This window comes from Paraburkholderia flava, from assembly GCF_004359985.1.
Lineage (GTDB): Bacteria > Pseudomonadota > Gammaproteobacteria > Burkholderiales > Burkholderiaceae > Paraburkholderia > Paraburkholderia flava.
Genome location: NZ_SMRO01000001.1, coordinates 1,686,443 through 1,702,126, shown reverse-complemented (window position 1 = coordinate 1,702,126; position 15,684 = coordinate 1,686,443). Strand labels below are relative to the sequence as shown.

The following is a 15,684-nucleotide window of genomic DNA, read 5'->3' as shown; positions in this document are numbered from 1 at the left end:
AGCCTTTAACCGCCGCATCGCGCGATGGCTCGTATTTGGCCATAAGGTGAGGTTTTTCGGGAGGGTGCTGCCGGCGGTTTGGGACCCTCTACCAATGGCGTTTCAGGGCCTGGGTGAGACTCCACAGGAAAGATTGGCGTTCGAAGGTGAGCATATTCGGGTAAAACCCTACCCGAAAGCCAGATACCAGCGCTTTCCGGAGCATTAGGTGAGCTTTTTCGGGAGCATTCGGCCGGTGGATTTCATCCGATGGGTCAAGTGGTTTCTCTTTTCCCCTGGGTTCCCTTTGTATGGGTGAGGAAATCCGGGATCGCTTGGCGGCGTCGATATAGCTCACCGAGCCCCTCACCTGCGTCTCCAAGGTGAGAGTTTTCGGGATGCTTTTTAGGGAATGTGAGCCGTTTAGGTGAGTAAATACGGGATCAAGTTTGCGATTACTTACCGCAGAAGCCCATACATTAGCCATTGGTGATGGTCGTGGCGTAGTACCTTCGAATTTTGAGGTGAGGATTTGCGGGAGTTGCGCCCGAGCACGGTTCTGGAGTCAGACAAGGGCTTTGGGTGAGAGTTTACGGGACTACTCAAGCTCAACTGGAGCATTGGCTTCCCAACATAAGTCCCGGAAATGGCTGGGTATTTTTTTCGTCAACCTGGAAGGTGAGGGTTTTCGGGAGCAATACGATGTAGGAGTGCCTAGAGGCTCAAGGTGAGGCTTTTCGGGACCTTTGCGAAGCTAATAACCGTCAATCGGCGGCTCGACCCTTGTTTCAAGGGGCGTCTAGCGTTGTTAAGGTGAGGGTTTTCGGGATGTACATTGAGGAGATTTGATCGAGCGGACTGCCCTGTCTCTGTGGTGATCGAGCCATTTCTGACCAGGAAGCAAGCGATGTGATTGCATTTCGCTGTGTTTTACTGGAAAACTCGGCAAATTCCCCATCTAGAGGTCCCCTATCGCCAGCAGGGTGGCGAGTGCAGTTTCTTGTACCGGCTAATTTCCGCTCATGCTGCCGTCGCAGACATCGCAAATGGAGGCACGGTTCACGATTGCTCGTCGCAGAATTACGACAAATCTTGAGGTGAGCCGTTACGGGATAAACTGGATCCCCTGGCAATAGCGGCCAAAAACATGCGTTCCGCCAGACTCTCGATCTACCAAGGAAGGCAGCCTGGCCGTGAGTTTCTTGACGGTGAGAGCTTTCGGGAGCACGACGAGGTGAGTGCGGGTTTGCAACGGCGCTTCACCGGAAATGGTGAGATCGGCCCTATAGACGGCCATCACCCCACCCGGTATTCTTCTCAAAACCCTTCCTCGACCCCGACGCATGGCCACGAAGCGCGCGAAGAAAACCGATGTGGTAAGCCCGAGTTCGGCGGAGCTGCGTAAAGCCGTTGAAGCGATCGCCATCCAGCCGAAGAGCGGCAAAATTACACTACTGACGCGCAAGCTCTTCAACGTGCTGCTCGCGGTGGCCCAACAGGCGGACGATTCAGGCGATACGTACCGGGCGCTCCTCTCCGATATCGTGGCGAACTCTGCATTTGATTCGAACGATACCGCCCTCGTGAAGGAGCATTTGCGCCGGATGGTCTCGGTGCAGGTCGAATGGAGCACAGGGACGTCGAGCCAGAAGCCGGGCCGTAAATGGGGTATCTCCACGCTCATCGCCGATGCCGAAATCCTCGAAGATCCGACAACGCGCCGGGTTTGGGTCGAATTTTCGTTCGCACCGAAGATCAAGAAAAAGCTGCTCGATCCGGTTCAATACGCGCGGCTGAGCCTCCAGTTTCAGAGCCAGTTGCGTAGCAGTGCCGGCCTTGCGCTCTATGAGATTTGCGTTCGGTATCTGACCAACCCCAGCCATCTGACGATGCGCGAGTCATGGGAGTGGTGGCGCCCGATCCTCTCCGGCACGCCGGATACCGAAGCTGGCGATGAAGCCAAGCGGGAGTACAAGTATTTCAAGCGGGATTATCTGCGGCCGGCTATCGCCGAAGTGAACGCAGTGACGAATATCTTCGTCGAATTGATCGAGCATCGTGAGGGGCGACGGGTAGCGGAGATTCAGTTCCGCGTCACCGAGCGCAAACAGCCGATGCTCGCGCTCGACGAACATCCGAACGTCTTCGACAGCACGCTCGTCGACCGGATGGTCAAGATCGGCATTCCGCTCAAGGAAGCACAGACGCTGTACGCCGACAGTGAAGAGAACCGGATTCGCGCCGCGCTGCAGATGACCGAGCAACGCATGCGCAGTACGACGCTGCCGCCGGTGCGTAGTGCGCCGGCGCTGTTCAAGGATGCATTGAAGAAGGGTTATGCGCCGCCGGTCGAAGAGCTGCAGGCGACCACGGCGCCCGCAGCCAAGGCTTTGGCGGGCGTGCCTGCGAGCGATCTGAAGGCGCGCCTGCTCGGCGAGTACTCCGCCTATCGTCGGAAAGAGGCGCGAGCGCTCTATGACGAACAAGGCGAAACGGAGCGGGAACTGGCGAGGCAGTCGTTCGAAGAGGACGAACTGCCCACGCTGGGTGGTCACATGCGCGACGACTGGCGTCGGCGGGGTCTCGAGTCGAAGCTTGCCGAGACGGCTTTTTTTGACTGGCTGGCGCGTCGCACGTGGGGCGAGCCGACTGATGGCGATCTTCTCTCTTTCACGTTGAGCCAGTCGCGCGCGGCGTGAGGCAATCCGGGCCGCGCGTCGCACGCGCGGCCGGTGTTCGTGACTCAGGCTTTCTTCGATTGAAGAATCTGTTCGATCTGTCTGAGGATATCGTCGCGCTTGTCCTTTGACAGTCCGCGCAGCTTGAGCTCGAGGCGGTCATCGCCGTACGATTTCAGATCCCCTACCGCAATACCTTCCATCTTGATCTCGAGCCGCTGGGCGTAGCGCTGTCGTCCCGCCGGCTTCGTGGCCTCGTGCGTGCTGGCCCTGCCCTTCACGATATCCGCGACCTGCCGCGTGCTCAAATCGTCAGACAGGATTTTGTTGATCAGTCGTAGCGTCGAGTCGACGCCGCGTGCTGAATGGTAGCGACCCACCTGGTAAGCCATGTTGGAGCCAAAACGGTCGGTTCTCGCGACCATTTCGTGCATGACGGCTTCCGGCAGTTTGGCAATCGAGAGTGCCACAGCCACCGTCGATTCATCTAACCCCAGATGTTCAGCCAGTTCCTTTTGGCTCTGGAAATGGCGATCGTCCAGAAACCGCTTCCAGACAACCGCGTTATCGAAGACTGTCTGTGAGTCGCGCTGGACGTTGAGGTCGTAGCCGAGTTTGTAGCTTTCGATACCGATAGGTAAATCGACGACGATTGCCTTGACCGTTTCCTTGTTTGCTTCCTTGAGGGCTCGCACCCGACGTCCGCCGTCGCTGACGAAGTAGCTGTCGGGGTTGTCGTAGTCAGGGATGACGTGAATCGCCTGCTGTTGCCCCTGTTTCGCGAGATTGACCGCAAGCTCTGCGATCGACGATTTCAGGTAGAAGTGCCGCGGGTTGAACGGGCTCGGTTTGATCGCCTTCAACGACAGATCGATAACCTGTCCGGGCCGATAACCATGCTCGATACGCCAGGCACGATAGGCCGGCGATTCATTCGCCGTTTCGGCCGACTCCGCTTCATTCGATGCGACCGAGGCAATCGGGCTCACAGCAGGTTGACTCGATCGACCAACAACTTCCCTGGTTTTCCCCGGGTCCTGCACGAGGCCGTCGATGGCATTGAGCCGGTCGAGAGCTGTGCGCTTTTCGCTGCTCGTCGAATCCGGACGCGCCTGGAAGCCTTTAGCCAATTGAGAGGGTTTCATTCAGGGTCCTTTATGCGCATAAATGTCAGGGGAGCAACGCAGCGAGTTCGTCTGCGCACGCGCGAATTTCAAGGGCGGCAAGCTTCGCGCCGCGGTCGTTCATCTGCAGGACGGTTTGACCGAGCGCCATCGCCTGTTTGTAGGCCTCGCGGGTCGGGATTTGTGTCTTGAGTAAAGGAAAGCCGAGTTGTTCCAGCGCAAGCTTCAGTTCGCGCGTCAGCATCCGCTTCTCTTCAGTCTTGTTCAGCAGAAAGACGGCGCGGAGATCCTCATTCATCACCTGCGCTTGCTGGATCAGTTTGACGAGGCCAACACTCGACCAATAATCCGCTGGCGATGAGGAAGTTGGGATAACCGCGATCGTGGCGGCTAAAAGCACGACACCCGACACCTTCTCCGTGATGGACGGAGGGCAGTCGACCACGATCAGGTCGTAGTCCCCGATGAATTTCTTGATTTCCCGATGGATCTGTCCACCGGCTTCGGACAGGTTGACGACAGGGAACGGGATACCAGAGTCGCCTTCGGACGACGCGCTTGCCCAATGCACCAGAGTATTTTGTCCGTCAGCATCGACGACCAGCACGCGCTTGCCCTTTTCGTGGAACGCCGCTCCAAGGTGCATCGCGATCGTGCTTTTGCCAACCCCGCCTTTTTGTTGAGTTACCGCAATGATTTCGGCTGCCAAGCGCCACCCCTCTTCTAGAAGTTGATGAATTCTACCTTGTGAGTTTTTGATTTCAATGATTTTCGTCGTATCCGCACGACGAATTGATCGATGACGCGTGTTTTATGCGCATAAAGCTGCTGGAGCGGTGCTGAGAAGATCGAGCTTCGATGCGCTTGTCCTGCGTCATGGACTATCACCTTGCTTCTGGTCGTCCACGTGACAGGCGTCCTTATGCGCATAAACCGGAGGCGCGATCGAGGCCGATGAAGCGTCTACCAAGGGACAGTGCGAAAACCTCCCGCCTCGGCAGAACAAGCTTCCATTAACCCCAACCGACCAAAGCAACCCCTTAAAATCACCAAAGCGAGCCCTTCATTTCCACCCTCAACCGAACCGCGTCCGAATGATCACCATCTACCACAACCCCCGTTGCTCGAAATCAAGAAGCACCTGCGAACTGATCGCGAGCACGCTCAATACAGCCGACGAACCCATTGAGATAGTCGAGTACCTGAAGCATCCACTAACCGCGAGTCGCCTCAAGGAGCTCGCCGCGATGGTGGGTTGCGGGCCGCGTGGTTTGCTTCGGGAGACTGAAGCGGAATACAAGGATCTGCGTCTCGCCGATCTCGCATTGACCGACGATCAGATCTATCAGGCGATAGCTGAGCATCCGATCCTGATGCAGCGTCCAGTCGTCGTGCGCGATGGACGCGCGGCAATCGGCCGACCTCCGGAAAACGTCAAAGCGTTATTCGATTAATCGAAAATATTGCGCAGAGAGCGGCGACATCAGTTTGAACAAAACGTGAAGTAACGGGGCACCGCGTATGCAGAATCGCTACGCTGCCCCGCGAGGCCGCTACAATCTGCGGCGACCGCATTCAGCGGCTCTACCCAGGCGGTCCGCGTTCGCCACACGTCAACAACAAAGCAACAAAGCAACAAAGGGACACCGTGCATCTAACGACATCTCTCACTCCGTGGGCGCCCCACGACACCCGTCTGATTCTCTCGTGCGTGCTCGGCCTCGCGTTGATCATCGTCTTTATCAGCGCGTTGAAGCTCGCGCCGTTCCTGTCGATTCTGGTCGGAACGTTCGCCGCGGGTTTCGCGGCCGGGCTACCGCTCGAGGCGGTAGCGGGCGCGTTCAGCAAAGGGGCGGGCGCGCTGCTCGGAGACGTGGGCATCATCATTGCGCTGGGTGCGATGCTCGGCGCGCTGATGGCCGAGTCGGGAGCGGCCGACAGGCTCGTCTCCACCATCCTCGATCATTCGACGCCACGCCTGCTGCCGTGGATGATGGCGCTCGTCGCGATCATCGTCGGTTTGCCGCTGTTTTTCGAAGTGGGTCTCGTGATGATGGTGCCGATCATCTTCGTGATGGCGCGTCGCTCACAGCAGCCGATCCTCCGGATCGCCATTCCCGCGCTCGCCGGCATGACGACGTTGCACGCACTGTTGCCGCCGCATCCGGGTCCGCTGATCGCGGTGAGCGCGTTGCATGCCGACCTCGGCATCACCCTCGGGCTGGGTCTGATCGTCGCCGTGCCGGCCGTCGTGCTTGCGGGACCGGTGTATGGAATGTGGTTGTCGAAGCGGATGCACGTCGTCGAGCCGGAAGAGATGGGCAAGCTCTTCACGGCCAAAGTGACGGACGGCGCCCAGCCGGGATTCCTGATCTCGCTGGTCACGATCCTGTTGCCGGTCGTGCTGATGCTCGGCCGCACCATCGCGAAGCTGCTGCTTTCGCCTGAAACGCTGCTGTTCGACGCGCTCAACTTCCTCGGTGAACCGTTGATCGCACTCGGTCTCACGGTGCTGTTCGCCATCGTTGCGCTCGGCTGGTCGCGAGGAATGCCGCGCGATCGCGTCGGCGGGATTCTGCGCAAGAGCCTGCCGCCGATCGCCGCGCTGCTGCTAACGATCGGTGCCGGCGGCGGCCTGAAACAGGCGCTCGTCGTGGCAGGCATCAGCACGACGGTCGGCAAGATCGCCGTGGGCGCGCACATGCCGCTCATCCTGCTCGCGTGGTTGATCGCTGTCGCACTGCGACAGGCGACCGGCTCGGCGACCGTCGCAACGACAACGACCGCTGGCATCGTCGCGCCGGTCGTCGTCGGATTGAGCGCCACGCACAATTCGCTGATGGCGCTCGCGATCGGCGCGGGCTCGGTGTTCTTCTGTCACGTGAACGACGCCGGCTTCTGGATGGTGCGCGAGTATTTCGGCTTGCAGCTGAAGCAGACAGTCTTCGTGTGGTCGATCCTGCAAACCATCGTCTCGGTCGTCGGGCTCGCGTTGACGCTGGTGCTGTGGGGCGTGCTGACCTGATGCAGCTCTGATGCAACCAAACAGCAGCAATTGAACGCGAGATGGCAGGTACCGCGGCGGGCGCGGCCTACACTAGGTCGCGCCACGAACCTGAAAGAGCCCCGACTAGCGTCGACAAGAGAAGAGGGAGCCCGCGATATGCTGGAACTGAGACCATCCTGCGAAGGCTGCGGCAAGACGCTGCTGCCGGACGCATCCGACGCGATGATCTGCAGCTACGAATGCACGTTCTGCGAAGTGTGCGTATCGGATGTTCTGCGCAACGTGTGCCCGAATTGCGGCGGTAACTTCCGGCATCGACCGATCCGTCCGCGCGCAATGCTCGCGAAAAATCCGGCGTCGACAGAACGTCATCCGGTCGATGTGAACGCCGACGCGCACGCAGCGTTTCTCGCACGCTACCGCGACGTTCCACCCGGCGAGCGCTGACTTACTTCCGGACAACCTCGAACAACGTCAGTCGTTCGACCCCGTCGCACCTGAACCGGCGATTCCGCTCGCTTCGTGCGCGGCCGCGCGCAACAACGCGATGTGCTTCCGGTAGTTGCGGCAACCGCTGCACGTCGGCAGATGGACGCGCACAGCGAGCCATTCGCCGGCGTTTAGCGGTCGATCGAGCGCGTCGGACAGAAGCCGCGTGATGTTCTTACATTTCCCCATGGACGTCCTCGCTGGAGAGGCCTTTTTCGGTCAGGCAGGTCCGCAACCGCAGACGCGCCCGATAGATCAGCACGCTGCAGTGATTCGCGGTCATCTCGAGTTCCTTGCAGATCTCGGCCGTATCGAGATCGAGGAATTCACGCATCATGAACACGCGCCCGATGTGCTCGGGCAGATGATCGAGGCACATCTCGAACAGCGCCCAGAACTGCTGTTGACGTAACGCGGTTTCGGGTGTCGGCCACGGACGCGGTTTCGTTTCGCGCGACCAGTGCCCGTTCTCCTTGAACAGCTCGCGGTCGAGCAATGCTTCGCCGTCGAGTTCCGATTCGAGCGCCGACAGATTGATCGTCCGGCGCCGCGCGCGCAGCGTATCGACCAGCTTGTGCCTCAGGATGCCGAACACCCATGTCTTGTGCTCCGATTGCGCGGCGAACCGGTCCGCCTGTACCCATGCTGCCGCGAGCGCTTCCTGAACCGCGTCTTCGGCGGCGGCTGCATCGCGCAACTGCAGCCGCGCGAAGCGGAACAGATCGCGTCGCAACTGGCCCAGATAGACCGGGTCGTCGAAGCCCGCCTGCGTGGCGGCCGTCACGCGGACCTCGGCAACAAACGACAACCTGCCGACAGCGTCGAGCCGTCGCAGGTATCCCAACGTGGGCGTCCTGCAAATTCAATCGTGTTCATGTCTGGGTGAGATGAGGCCCGTCCTGGGTCCGTCACCCATTTTCCCGCACGTTGACGCTGCCGCCTACCGCAATCGAACGGGATCGGCGCGACGCGTTCGCGTGCATGCTGGAGAGTTAGTCGCGCGATACGCGTTTTGATGACAGCGCCATCGCAAATTTCTTACCAAAGCCAAACGACCGGCGCTGGGAACACCAGGATCAGGACGATTTCCCGCCGCCATCGATGCCGCTGCCGGTCCGCCACACCTGCTTGCCTTTCTCCGACAACTCGCCGGCACTGTGCGTCGCATCGGCCTGAGTGTTGTCCACGGCCATGTCGCCGCCGGGTTGCTCCTGGGCTTTCTGCTTCTGCTGCTTGCGTGCGGCGACGGCTTCGTCGTGCGATTTACCCGCGTGGTCGAGTGTCATGGTGATCCTCCATAGTCCGAAATCCGCTGATGCGGACCCGTGGAGGCCGGAGCCTGGCTTGATGGACAAGGACCGGCCGTAACTTATCCACAAGGTTATTCAACAAAACTGTGGATATCTTTTGCGACGCCGGGGTTATCCACCGGCGCGCTCGAAGCGGCTTTCTGCATACCTCCGGTTATGATTGAGAGCCCATTTCCGCGCCTCGTGCGCCTCACTGAGGAAAACGATCATGACCCGCCACATTGCGGTTATCGTCGGCAGCCTGCGCCGCGATTCGACCAACCGGCAACTCGCGAATGCGCTGACGTCGCTGGCCCCCGAAGGCTTCTCGTTCGATTTCGTCGATATCGGCTCCCTCCCGCTCTACAGCCAGGACTACGACGCGGATTTCCCCGAAGCCGCGAAGCAGTTCAAGGCGCGCATCGAAGCCGCCGATGGCCTGCTGTTCGTCACGCCCGAATACAACCGCTCGATGCCCGGCGTGCTGAAGAACGCACTCGACTGGGGCTCGCGGCCGTGGGGCAAGAGCGTATGGGGCGGCAAGCCCGGCGCAGTGATCGGCACGTCGCCGAGCGCTGTCGGCACCGCGCTGTCACAGCAGCATCTGCGCAACGTGCTCGCCTACCTCGATGTTCCCGTGCTCGGGCAGCCGGAGATGTTCATCAAGTACGACCCGTCGCGTATTGACGAAACCGGCAAGATCGTCAGCGACGACACCCGCAAATTCCTGCAGACGTTCGTGGACCGCTTCGTCGGATGGGTGGAGCGGCACGGACAGTAAGCGGTCACTACTATGCGAGGCGGCTGCCCGCCGCCTTGCCTCATACGTGATGATGTCCAGTGACGCGTTCCCAACCGTGACGTACCGCGACCTTGAAGCGCTCCCAGCTGTTTTCGTCGTCGGTTGTGCCGGCGCGGAATGCGTCGCCAGATTCCCAGTCGAGCCGGGCCTCCGGTTCGAACTCATCCCATGCGCGGTCGCGAAAGCGCATGTCGCGTGCAAGCGTTGCACCGTAGCGGTACGCCGGCACGTAATCTTCGTAGCGCGCGTCATCGCTCGCGTACTGCTCGTCGTAGTGGCTGCGAAAATCCTCTTCGAACTCCATGAATTCGTCGGGCGTGCTTGCGAGCGGCGGCACCGGATTGTGTATCGCAGCGGGTCGCGATACACCGCCAGTTTCGGTGTCGGCCAGGTCGGGTCGCAGCACCGCCCCGGAACCGGGCGCAGCGCCCGCGGCGATCACACTCGCGGCGGCATCGTCGACGGACGGGATACGCGGCGTCGGCTCGTCGACGGCCGGCGTCAGCGGATCGACGGATGCACGGCCCGGCTGCTGGCCGGGTGGCACGGCGCCTGATGCGCTCATTCCGCCCATTCCACCAATCCCCAGTTCATCGAGCACCGAGTGCTCGCGTCCCGCATCCGGATCGTCTAGCGTGGCTTCCCAGCCCGGTGCCCGCTCGCCGACGTCGACGGCGCCCAGCTTCGTCAGCGTCTTGCTCGCGAGTTCCGCATGCGATTCGCTCGCCGCGTTCACGCACACGAGCACCGCGCCGCGCCGCACCGCATCCGTATAGCGCTGTGCGTCGCCGGTACGCGGGCCCGACGCGAACAGGCTCGACAGGAAGCGCTCGATGTTCGCCAGTACGCTCGCCCCGCCCGACGCCAGGTGCTCGCTTGTCGCGGGTTGAGGGTTCGCCTGAAGCTCGACGTCGGTGTGGGCGAAGCCCGTCCGCACGAGCGTGTCGCGCGCATTTTCGGCTTCGGCGTAGTTGTCGAACAGGCCGATCACTGTGTGTCTCATGGCTGTCTCCCGACTGTGAAAGGGGGATGCGCGACAGACGGCGCTTCCTTTCTCCTTCGGCCGCAAGCATCGTGCCGGTCGGGCGGATTCCGGCACGGCGCGCCGTGGGGCGGGCGCGGCGAGCCGGTTCGACGGCCTTGATGGAGGTGAAGCGGTGTACGCGAGGCGCAGTTTTTACAACCAGTAAGTGCGTACGGCCTCAGGCCTCAGGTTTCGGGATGCGCATGCGCGAGATCGCGCTGGATCGTCTGCAGGATCTGGTCGAGCAGCGCGATATCGAACGGCTTCGACAGCACGCGCACGTCGACGTGGCGCGCGCGGTCGAGCTCTTCCGCGTAGCCGGTCACGAGGATCACCGGCAGCTTCGTTTCGAACGCCTGGACCGCTTCGGCGAGGTCGATGCCGTTCGTGGCGCCGGGCATGTGAATGTCGGAGATCACGAGATCGAACGGCAGCGGTTCGCCGGTGCGCGCCTGTTTCGCGTGCGCATCGTCGAACAGGCGCAGCGCGGTGTCGGCGTTGAACACCCATGTGACCTGATGACCCATCATCTGCAGTAGCGCTTCGGTGCCGGCTGCCACTTCGTCATTGTCCTCGACGAGCAGGATACGCAGACCATGCGGCGTGCCCGGCGCCTCGGCCGGCATGTCGCCTGGACCTTCGAGCACCGGCGCAGCGGCCGCACGCGGCAGATAGAGCCGCACCGACGTCCCCGCGCCGATCGCGCTGTCGATCGCCGCGAGACCGCCCGACCGTTCGCAGAACGCGAACACCTGCGGCAAGCCGAGGCCCGTGCCCATGCCTTTCGGTTTGGTCGTGTAGAGCGGCTCGAACGCGCGCGCGAGCACGTCGGGCGGCATGCCGACGCCGGTATCTTCGAGCGACAGCTGGACGAAGTCGCCGATCAGCGGAAAGCCGTCTTCGTGGCGAAAGCTGATGTTCGCGGCCCGCACCGTGAAGCGGCCGCCGCTCGGCATCGCGTCGCGCGCGTTCACCGCGATATTGATCAACGCGAGTTCGAGCTCTGCGACGTCGACGCGCATCGGCCACACGTCGACACCGATGTCCATCACGAGCGACACCTTCGCACCGAGCGACGCGCGCAGCAGGTCGCGGCACGACGGCAGCCAGCGTTCGATCGCGAGCGTTTCGTTGTGCAGCGGCTGCTTGCGCGCGACGCCGAGCAGTTGCCGCGTCAGCGACTGGCCGCTGCGCAGCGCGCGCTCGACCGCCGACAGTTCGCGCTCGAGTCCCTGCACGCCGCGTCTGCGGACGATCTGCACGTTCGTCGAGACGATCATCAGCAGGTTGTTGAAGTCGTGCGCGACGCTGCCGACGAGATTACCCAGCGCCTCCATCTTGCGCGACTGCCGGTACGCGGATTCGATCGACCGCCGCATCGACGCTTCCGCCTGCCAGCGCTCCCACGCTTCCTCCTCCGCGCCGAGGCGTTTCAGCGACAGCCAGATCACGCACCACAGCACGATCGACGGCGTGAACATCGACAGGATCAGCACGCTCAGATGCCGGTACCACGCGGCCCAGATCGCGGACGTGTGATAGCCGCACGACACGTACACCGGGTACGAGCCGACCCGGCGGAACGCGAGAATCAGGTTGTCGTCCTCGGTGACGGAATGCGCGCGCACGACACCCGCACGACGACCCTCGGCAAGTGCTTCGGCGAACGGCGAGTGGGCTTGTACCTCGGTCGGCTGGCGCAGTTGCGACGGATAGTGGGCGAGGATGGCGCCGTCGCTGCGCAGCAGGGACATCGTCATCGGCGCGTCGTTGCCGCCGAGCAGCTCGCGATAGAACGCGCTGAAGTAGCTGGGCCGCAGCGCAACCGAGACGACGCCCGCGAACGCGCCGTTGTCGTCGCGTCGCACGACGCCCGTATTGAACACCTGCTCGCCCGCGACGTGACCGACCATCACCTTCGACACGTGATCGATCACGCGGCCATCGCGGATGCCGGTGAAATCCTCTCGATCGACGATCGAAACCGGCGGCGCCGGATAGAACCGGCTGCTCGCAAGCAGCGTACCGTCGCCGCCGAAGATCGACACCGCCGCGACCTGCGGATAACCGCCGCCCATCACGCGCAGCTTTTCGTGGATCGCGGATTCGGCAGAGCGGATGCCGTTGTCGTCGAGGTCCTGCACGAGGTCGACGACGCGTGCGTCGAGCGCCTCGTTCATGTCGAACACTTTCAGCGCGTGCTCTTCGGCGACGCGTACCGTGCGCAGCGTGATGTCGGTCGCGTCGGCCTCGCGTGCATGCAGGTCACCGATCGCCATCGCCACGACATACACGCACGGCAGCACGACGGCCGCGACGAGCAGCGCGATCAGCGTCATGCGACGGACGGCGAAGTTATGTTCGGGCACCGCGGGAAACGGCGCGTCGTCCTGCGGCGCAGGAGAAAGACGGCTCGCGGGAGGCGGTTCGGGCCGGTCAGGTGTCATCGTAGGTACCGCTGAAATTCGACAGAAGTATGGCTGGATTTCATGTTAAGGCAACAGCGGCGATATTCCAGTCGAAGCGCACAGCCCTTTGCGAATCGATAATTGTCGGCCGGGCCGGAGAGAGACGCAGGACAGACACGGCAAAATCAGCGACGAATCCGGAAGCGCAAACGTACACAAAAGTATAAACGGCGGCATTTACTCAATCGTCTAATTTAAATATTCCCAGGATAGACAGTAATAAGGTCATTTTTGTTCATAGAAAGTTATTGGCGAGTTGCCTTTCTATCCATTTGCTTTGAAAATCGCCGCCACTCATAAAACAAAGCGTCCGCTACGTTCGGACGACTTTTGCCGCGAGGGCGCCGGACATCGCACGCAAGAGCGTGACGCAGGGGCATTCGCGGAACCGCGCGCGGCGACGAGGACATGCATCGACCGTATTGCTGCGCAGAACCACCTACGGGGTAGGCTTCGAACATGCCGGTCATTGCCGTCGTCCATCGCACGCGCGTTTCACGCGCCGTGCGCCTGCAGCGCCATCGATGCGCGCGTTCGCTCGCGCCGCAGTCGCTTTCCATCCGCTGCAAAAAACACCATTCGCGTGCAGACATACCGGTTTTCCGTGTCCCGTTTCTCTAACGGCGATTAAAGAAACGCCCGTCGCCGCCGTTAACGAACGCGCACGAACCCAATCCGCATTTTCGATCTGTCGCCCCAAGCCCATGCCTTTGCCCATCGTGATCGCCGACGATTCACTGCTTGCCCGCAAGGTGCTCACGAGAGCGCTGCCGCCGGAGTGGGACGTCGACATCAGCTACGCGACCAATGGCCGCGAAGCGCTCGCGCTGTATCGCGAGGGCAAGGCATCGGTGATGTTTCTCGATCTGACGATGCCCGACATGACCGGCTATCAGGTGCTCGAGGCGCTGCGGCACGAGGACCTGAACACGTTCGTCATAGTCGTGTCGGCCGACATCCAGCCGATGGCGCAGGCGCGTGTGCGCTCGCTCGGCGCGGTCGCGTTCATCGCGAAGCCGGTGACCCCCGAGGCGGTCCTGCCCATCCTCAAGGAGTACGGGTTGTATGTCTGAACCAGTCCTCACCGAAGATCAGCGCGACGCGCTGCAGGAGGTTGCCAATCTGGCGATGGGTCAGGCCGCGACACGTCTCGCGCTGCTGCTGGATGCGTTCATCGAACTGTCCGTGCCGCGCGTGCGGGTGGTCGCCGTAAGCGAAGCCGCCGACACGTTGCGCGAAATGACCGGTATCGAAGAGCCGGTCTCGGCGGTGCGGCAGGGCTTTCGTTCCGATATCAAGGGCGAGGCGCTGGTGCTGTGCCGCAGCGGCAGCGTCGAGCAGCTGTGCGATCTCGTCAACGATCCGTACGCGCGCTCCGCCTACGAAACGACGACGCAGCAGGAACTGATTTTCGACGTCGCGAACGCGCTGACCGGCGCGTGCGTGTCGTGCATCCTCGACCAGCTCGGCCGCACGCCGGTGTTTTCCGCGCCCGGCATGCTGGGCGAGTCGTTGATGCTCGACGAAGTGTTCCAGCCAGGCGTGCTCGCGTGGGAAGTCGCGCTGCTGGTCGAAGTGAATTTCGCGCTCGAAGACCAAAGTTTTCGCGCGCATCTGGTCATGCTGATGGCCGAGGATTCGATCCGTCATATGAATCGTGCGCTCGATGCGCTGTTGTCCAGCCTATGAATGTTTCTGCTGCTTCGTTGAGTGACCTCGTCGTCGAGCGTGTCGGCTTCGGTATTTTCGTCGTCGACCGCGACGCGAAAGTGCTGATGTGGAACCGCTTCATGCAGGATCACAGCGGCCTGCTTGCCGAGCAGGTGGTCGGTCATTCGATCTTCGACAGTTTTCCCGAGCTGCCGCGCGTGTGGCTCACGCGCAAGCTCGACAGCGTGTTCCAGCTTGGCAGCTTCGCGTTCAGCTCGTGGGAGCAGCGGCCCTACCTGTTCAAGTTCGATCACGACCGGCCGATCACCGGCGGCGTCGACTACATGCAGCAGGACTGCACGTTCATGCCGCTGATGCGCGACCGCGAAGTGGTGGCCGTCTGCGTGACCGTGTCGGACGTCACGCACGTGAGCATCGTGCAGCGCGAACGCGAGGAAGCGGTCGCGAAGCTGCAGGAATACGCGGACCGCGACGGGCTGACCGGCATCGCCAACCGGCGCTTCTTCGAAGCGCGGCTGCGCGACGAGTACACGCGCTGGCAGCGCTACGGCGGCGAACTGTCGGTGCTGCTGTTCGATCTCGACCACTTCAAGAAGATCAACGACCAGTTCGGTCACACGGTCGGCGACGGCGTGTTGCGCGAGATGGCGCAACGGGTCGCCGAGGTGGTGCGCGGGCAGGACACGTTCGGCCGGTTCGGCGGCGAGGAATTCGCGCTGCTGCTGCCGTGCACGCCGCTCGACGACGCGATGCGGGTCGCCGAGAAAATCCGCCACACGATCGGCGACACGCCGGTCGACGTGCAGGGCGTCAGCGTGCCGGTCACCGCGAGCGTCGGCGGCGCATCGGCGCGTACAGGCGTGCCCGCCTACGAGGTGCTGATCAACGAAGCCGACGCGGCGCTGTACAGCGCGAAACGGCAGGGTCGCAACCGGTCGATCGCGTTCAGCTGAATCCAGCGAAACAGACGACCCCCGCCGCCTGTCCGTACGGAAACGCTCGAATCGGCCCGCAAACTGCGTCGGCTAACAAACATTGGTATACTTTTCGCCGCTTCCGGCATCCTGGCCGGATTTGGCTTTTCATTGTTTGTTTGCGCGTGTCCGCGCGCGCGGACGGCTTGCCCTCCCGGGTAGGCGTGACTTCCTCATCG

The 15,684-nt window shown here is 61.8% G+C and carries 15 protein-coding genes; 8 read left to right on the top strand and 7 right to left on the bottom strand.

The genetic code is table 11. The annotated features are described in order from the left end of the window. Positions 1-1,322: 1,322 nt before the first annotated feature. A complete protein-coding gene (locus E1748_RS07615) occupies positions 1,323-2,678 on the top strand; it encodes a replication initiation protein (protein ID WP_133646489.1) in 1,356 nt (451 codons plus the stop codon). Positions 2,679-2,722: 44 nt separating this feature from the next. Here the strand turns inward: E1748_RS07615 and E1748_RS07610 are convergent, their stop codons facing one another. Further along, positions 2,723-3,802, bottom strand: a complete 1,080-nt coding sequence (locus E1748_RS07610; RefSeq protein ID WP_133646488.1) for a ParB/RepB/Spo0J family partition protein — start codon at positions 3,800-3,802, stop codon at positions 2,723-2,725. Between the two features lie 25 nt (positions 3,803-3,827). Further along, positions 3,828-4,490: a ParA family partition ATPase gene (gene parA / locus E1748_RS07605; protein ID WP_133646487.1), complete on the bottom strand. Its 663-nt coding sequence runs from the start codon at positions 4,488-4,490 to the stop codon at positions 3,828-3,830. 385 nt (positions 4,491-4,875) lie between these two features. Here parA and arsC point away from each other — a divergent pair, with 385 nt between their 5' ends. The 3 genes from arsC (at position 4,876) to E1748_RS07590 (ending at position 7,235) form a co-directional block, all read left to right on the top strand. Further along, a complete protein-coding gene (gene arsC / locus E1748_RS07600) occupies positions 4,876-5,235 on the top strand; it encodes an arsenate reductase (glutaredoxin) (protein WP_133646486.1) in 360 nt (119 codons plus the stop codon). 194 nt (positions 5,236-5,429) lie between these two features. Then, positions 5,430-6,806, top strand: coding sequence for a GntT/GntP/DsdX family permease (locus tag E1748_RS07595; RefSeq protein WP_133646485.1), 1,377 nt, complete (start codon positions 5,430-5,432; stop codon positions 6,804-6,806). 138 nt (positions 6,807-6,944) lie between these two features. Then, positions 6,945-7,235: a DUF1272 domain-containing protein gene (locus E1748_RS07590; protein ID WP_133646484.1), complete on the top strand. Its 291-nt coding sequence runs from the start codon at positions 6,945-6,947 to the stop codon at positions 7,233-7,235. 27 nt (positions 7,236-7,262) lie between these two features. Here E1748_RS07590 and E1748_RS07585 read toward each other — a convergent pair whose 3' ends face one another. From E1748_RS07585 to E1748_RS07575, 3 genes are all read right to left on the bottom strand, one after another. Next, positions 7,263-7,466 (bottom strand): zf-HC2 domain-containing protein, encoded by a 204-nt coding sequence (locus E1748_RS07585; protein ID WP_133646483.1) that lies wholly within the window; start codon positions 7,464-7,466, stop codon positions 7,263-7,265. Then, positions 7,453-8,061 (bottom strand): RNA polymerase factor sigma-70, encoded by a 609-nt coding sequence (locus E1748_RS07580; protein ID WP_133647288.1) that lies wholly within the window; start codon positions 8,059-8,061, stop codon positions 7,453-7,455. The genes E1748_RS07585 and E1748_RS07580 overlap by 14 nt, the downstream gene beginning before the upstream one ends. 292 nt (positions 8,062-8,353) lie before the next feature. Continuing rightward, the gene (locus E1748_RS07575) at positions 8,354-8,563 is read right to left on the bottom strand and encodes a hypothetical protein (protein WP_133646482.1); all 210 of its coding nucleotides are present in this window, start codon (positions 8,561-8,563) and stop codon (positions 8,354-8,356) included. A gap of 232 nt (positions 8,564-8,795) precedes the next feature. Here E1748_RS07575 and E1748_RS07570 point away from each other — a divergent pair, with 232 nt between their 5' ends. Further along, positions 8,796-9,347, top strand: a complete 552-nt coding sequence (locus tag E1748_RS07570; RefSeq protein ID WP_133646481.1) for an NADPH-dependent FMN reductase — start codon at positions 8,796-8,798, stop codon at positions 9,345-9,347. Between the two features lie 40 nt (positions 9,348-9,387). On the opposite strand, the gene E1748_RS07565 is transcribed toward E1748_RS07570, so the two are convergent. Together E1748_RS07565 and E1748_RS07560 are read right to left on the bottom strand one after the other, a co-directional pair. Beyond that, positions 9,388-10,371, bottom strand: a complete 984-nt coding sequence (locus tag E1748_RS07565) for a hypothetical protein (RefSeq protein ID WP_133646480.1) — start codon at positions 10,369-10,371, stop codon at positions 9,388-9,390. 206 nt (positions 10,372-10,577) lie between these two features. Continuing rightward, complete coding sequence (locus E1748_RS07560; RefSeq protein WP_133646479.1) at positions 10,578-12,839, bottom strand: hybrid sensor histidine kinase/response regulator; 2,262 nt, start codon at positions 12,837-12,839, stop codon at positions 10,578-10,580. 725 nt (positions 12,840-13,564) lie between these two features. On the opposite strand from E1748_RS07560, the gene E1748_RS07555 reads away from it, so the two are divergent. Genes E1748_RS07555 through E1748_RS07545 form a run of 3 tightly spaced genes read left to right on the top strand, consistent with a single transcriptional unit; the run spans position 13,565 to position 15,484 of the window. Then, positions 13,565-13,933 carry a response regulator gene (locus E1748_RS07555; protein ID WP_133646478.1) on the top strand — a complete coding sequence of 123 codons (369 nt, stop codon included), beginning with the start codon at positions 13,565-13,567 and terminating at the stop codon, positions 13,931-13,933. Further along, positions 13,926-14,549, top strand: coding sequence for a chemotaxis protein CheC (locus E1748_RS07550; protein WP_133646477.1), 624 nt, complete (start codon positions 13,926-13,928; stop codon positions 14,547-14,549). The genes E1748_RS07555 and E1748_RS07550 overlap by 8 nt, the downstream gene beginning before the upstream one ends. Next, positions 14,546-15,484 carry a sensor domain-containing diguanylate cyclase gene (locus E1748_RS07545; RefSeq protein ID WP_133646476.1) on the top strand — a complete coding sequence of 313 codons (939 nt, stop codon included), beginning with the start codon at positions 14,546-14,548 and terminating at the stop codon, positions 15,482-15,484. The genes E1748_RS07550 and E1748_RS07545 overlap by 4 nt, the downstream gene beginning before the upstream one ends. Positions 15,485-15,684: the final 200 nt, after the last annotated feature.

What these genes read in the sequence shown, in the direction of transcription:
- E1748_RS07560 (WP_133646479.1), bottom strand. Translation starts at nt 12,839, where the DNA reads ATGACACCTGACCGGCCCGAACCGCCTCCCGCGAGCCGTCTTTCTCCT.
- E1748_RS07565 (WP_133646480.1), bottom strand. Translation starts at nt 10,371, where the DNA reads ATGAGACACACAGTGATCGGCCTGTTCGACAACTACGCCGAAGCCGAA.
- E1748_RS07570 (WP_133646481.1), top strand. Translation starts at nt 8,796, where the DNA reads ATGACCCGCCACATTGCGGTTATCGTCGGCAGCCTGCGCCGCGATTCG.
- E1748_RS07575 (WP_133646482.1), bottom strand. Translation starts at nt 8,563, where the DNA reads ATGACACTCGACCACGCGGGTAAATCGCACGACGAAGCCGTCGCCGCA.
- arsC (WP_133646486.1), top strand. Translation starts at nt 4,876, where the DNA reads ATGATCACCATCTACCACAACCCCCGTTGCTCGAAATCAAGAAGCACC.
- E1748_RS07545 (WP_133646476.1), top strand. Translation starts at nt 14,546, where the DNA reads ATGAATGTTTCTGCTGCTTCGTTGAGTGACCTCGTCGTCGAGCGTGTC.
- E1748_RS07610 (WP_133646488.1), bottom strand. Translation starts at nt 3,802, where the DNA reads ATGAAACCCTCTCAATTGGCTAAAGGCTTCCAGGCGCGTCCGGATTCG.
- E1748_RS07555 (WP_133646478.1), top strand. Translation starts at nt 13,565, where the DNA reads ATGCCTTTGCCCATCGTGATCGCCGACGATTCACTGCTTGCCCGCAAG.
- E1748_RS07585 (WP_133646483.1), bottom strand. Translation starts at nt 7,466, where the DNA reads ATGGGGAAATGTAAGAACATCACGCGGCTTCTGTCCGACGCGCTCGAT.
- E1748_RS07590 (WP_133646484.1), top strand. Translation starts at nt 6,945, where the DNA reads ATGCTGGAACTGAGACCATCCTGCGAAGGCTGCGGCAAGACGCTGCTG.
- E1748_RS07615 (WP_133646489.1), top strand. Translation starts at nt 1,323, where the DNA reads ATGGCCACGAAGCGCGCGAAGAAAACCGATGTGGTAAGCCCGAGTTCG.
- E1748_RS07550 (WP_133646477.1), top strand. Translation starts at nt 13,926, where the DNA reads ATGTCTGAACCAGTCCTCACCGAAGATCAGCGCGACGCGCTGCAGGAG.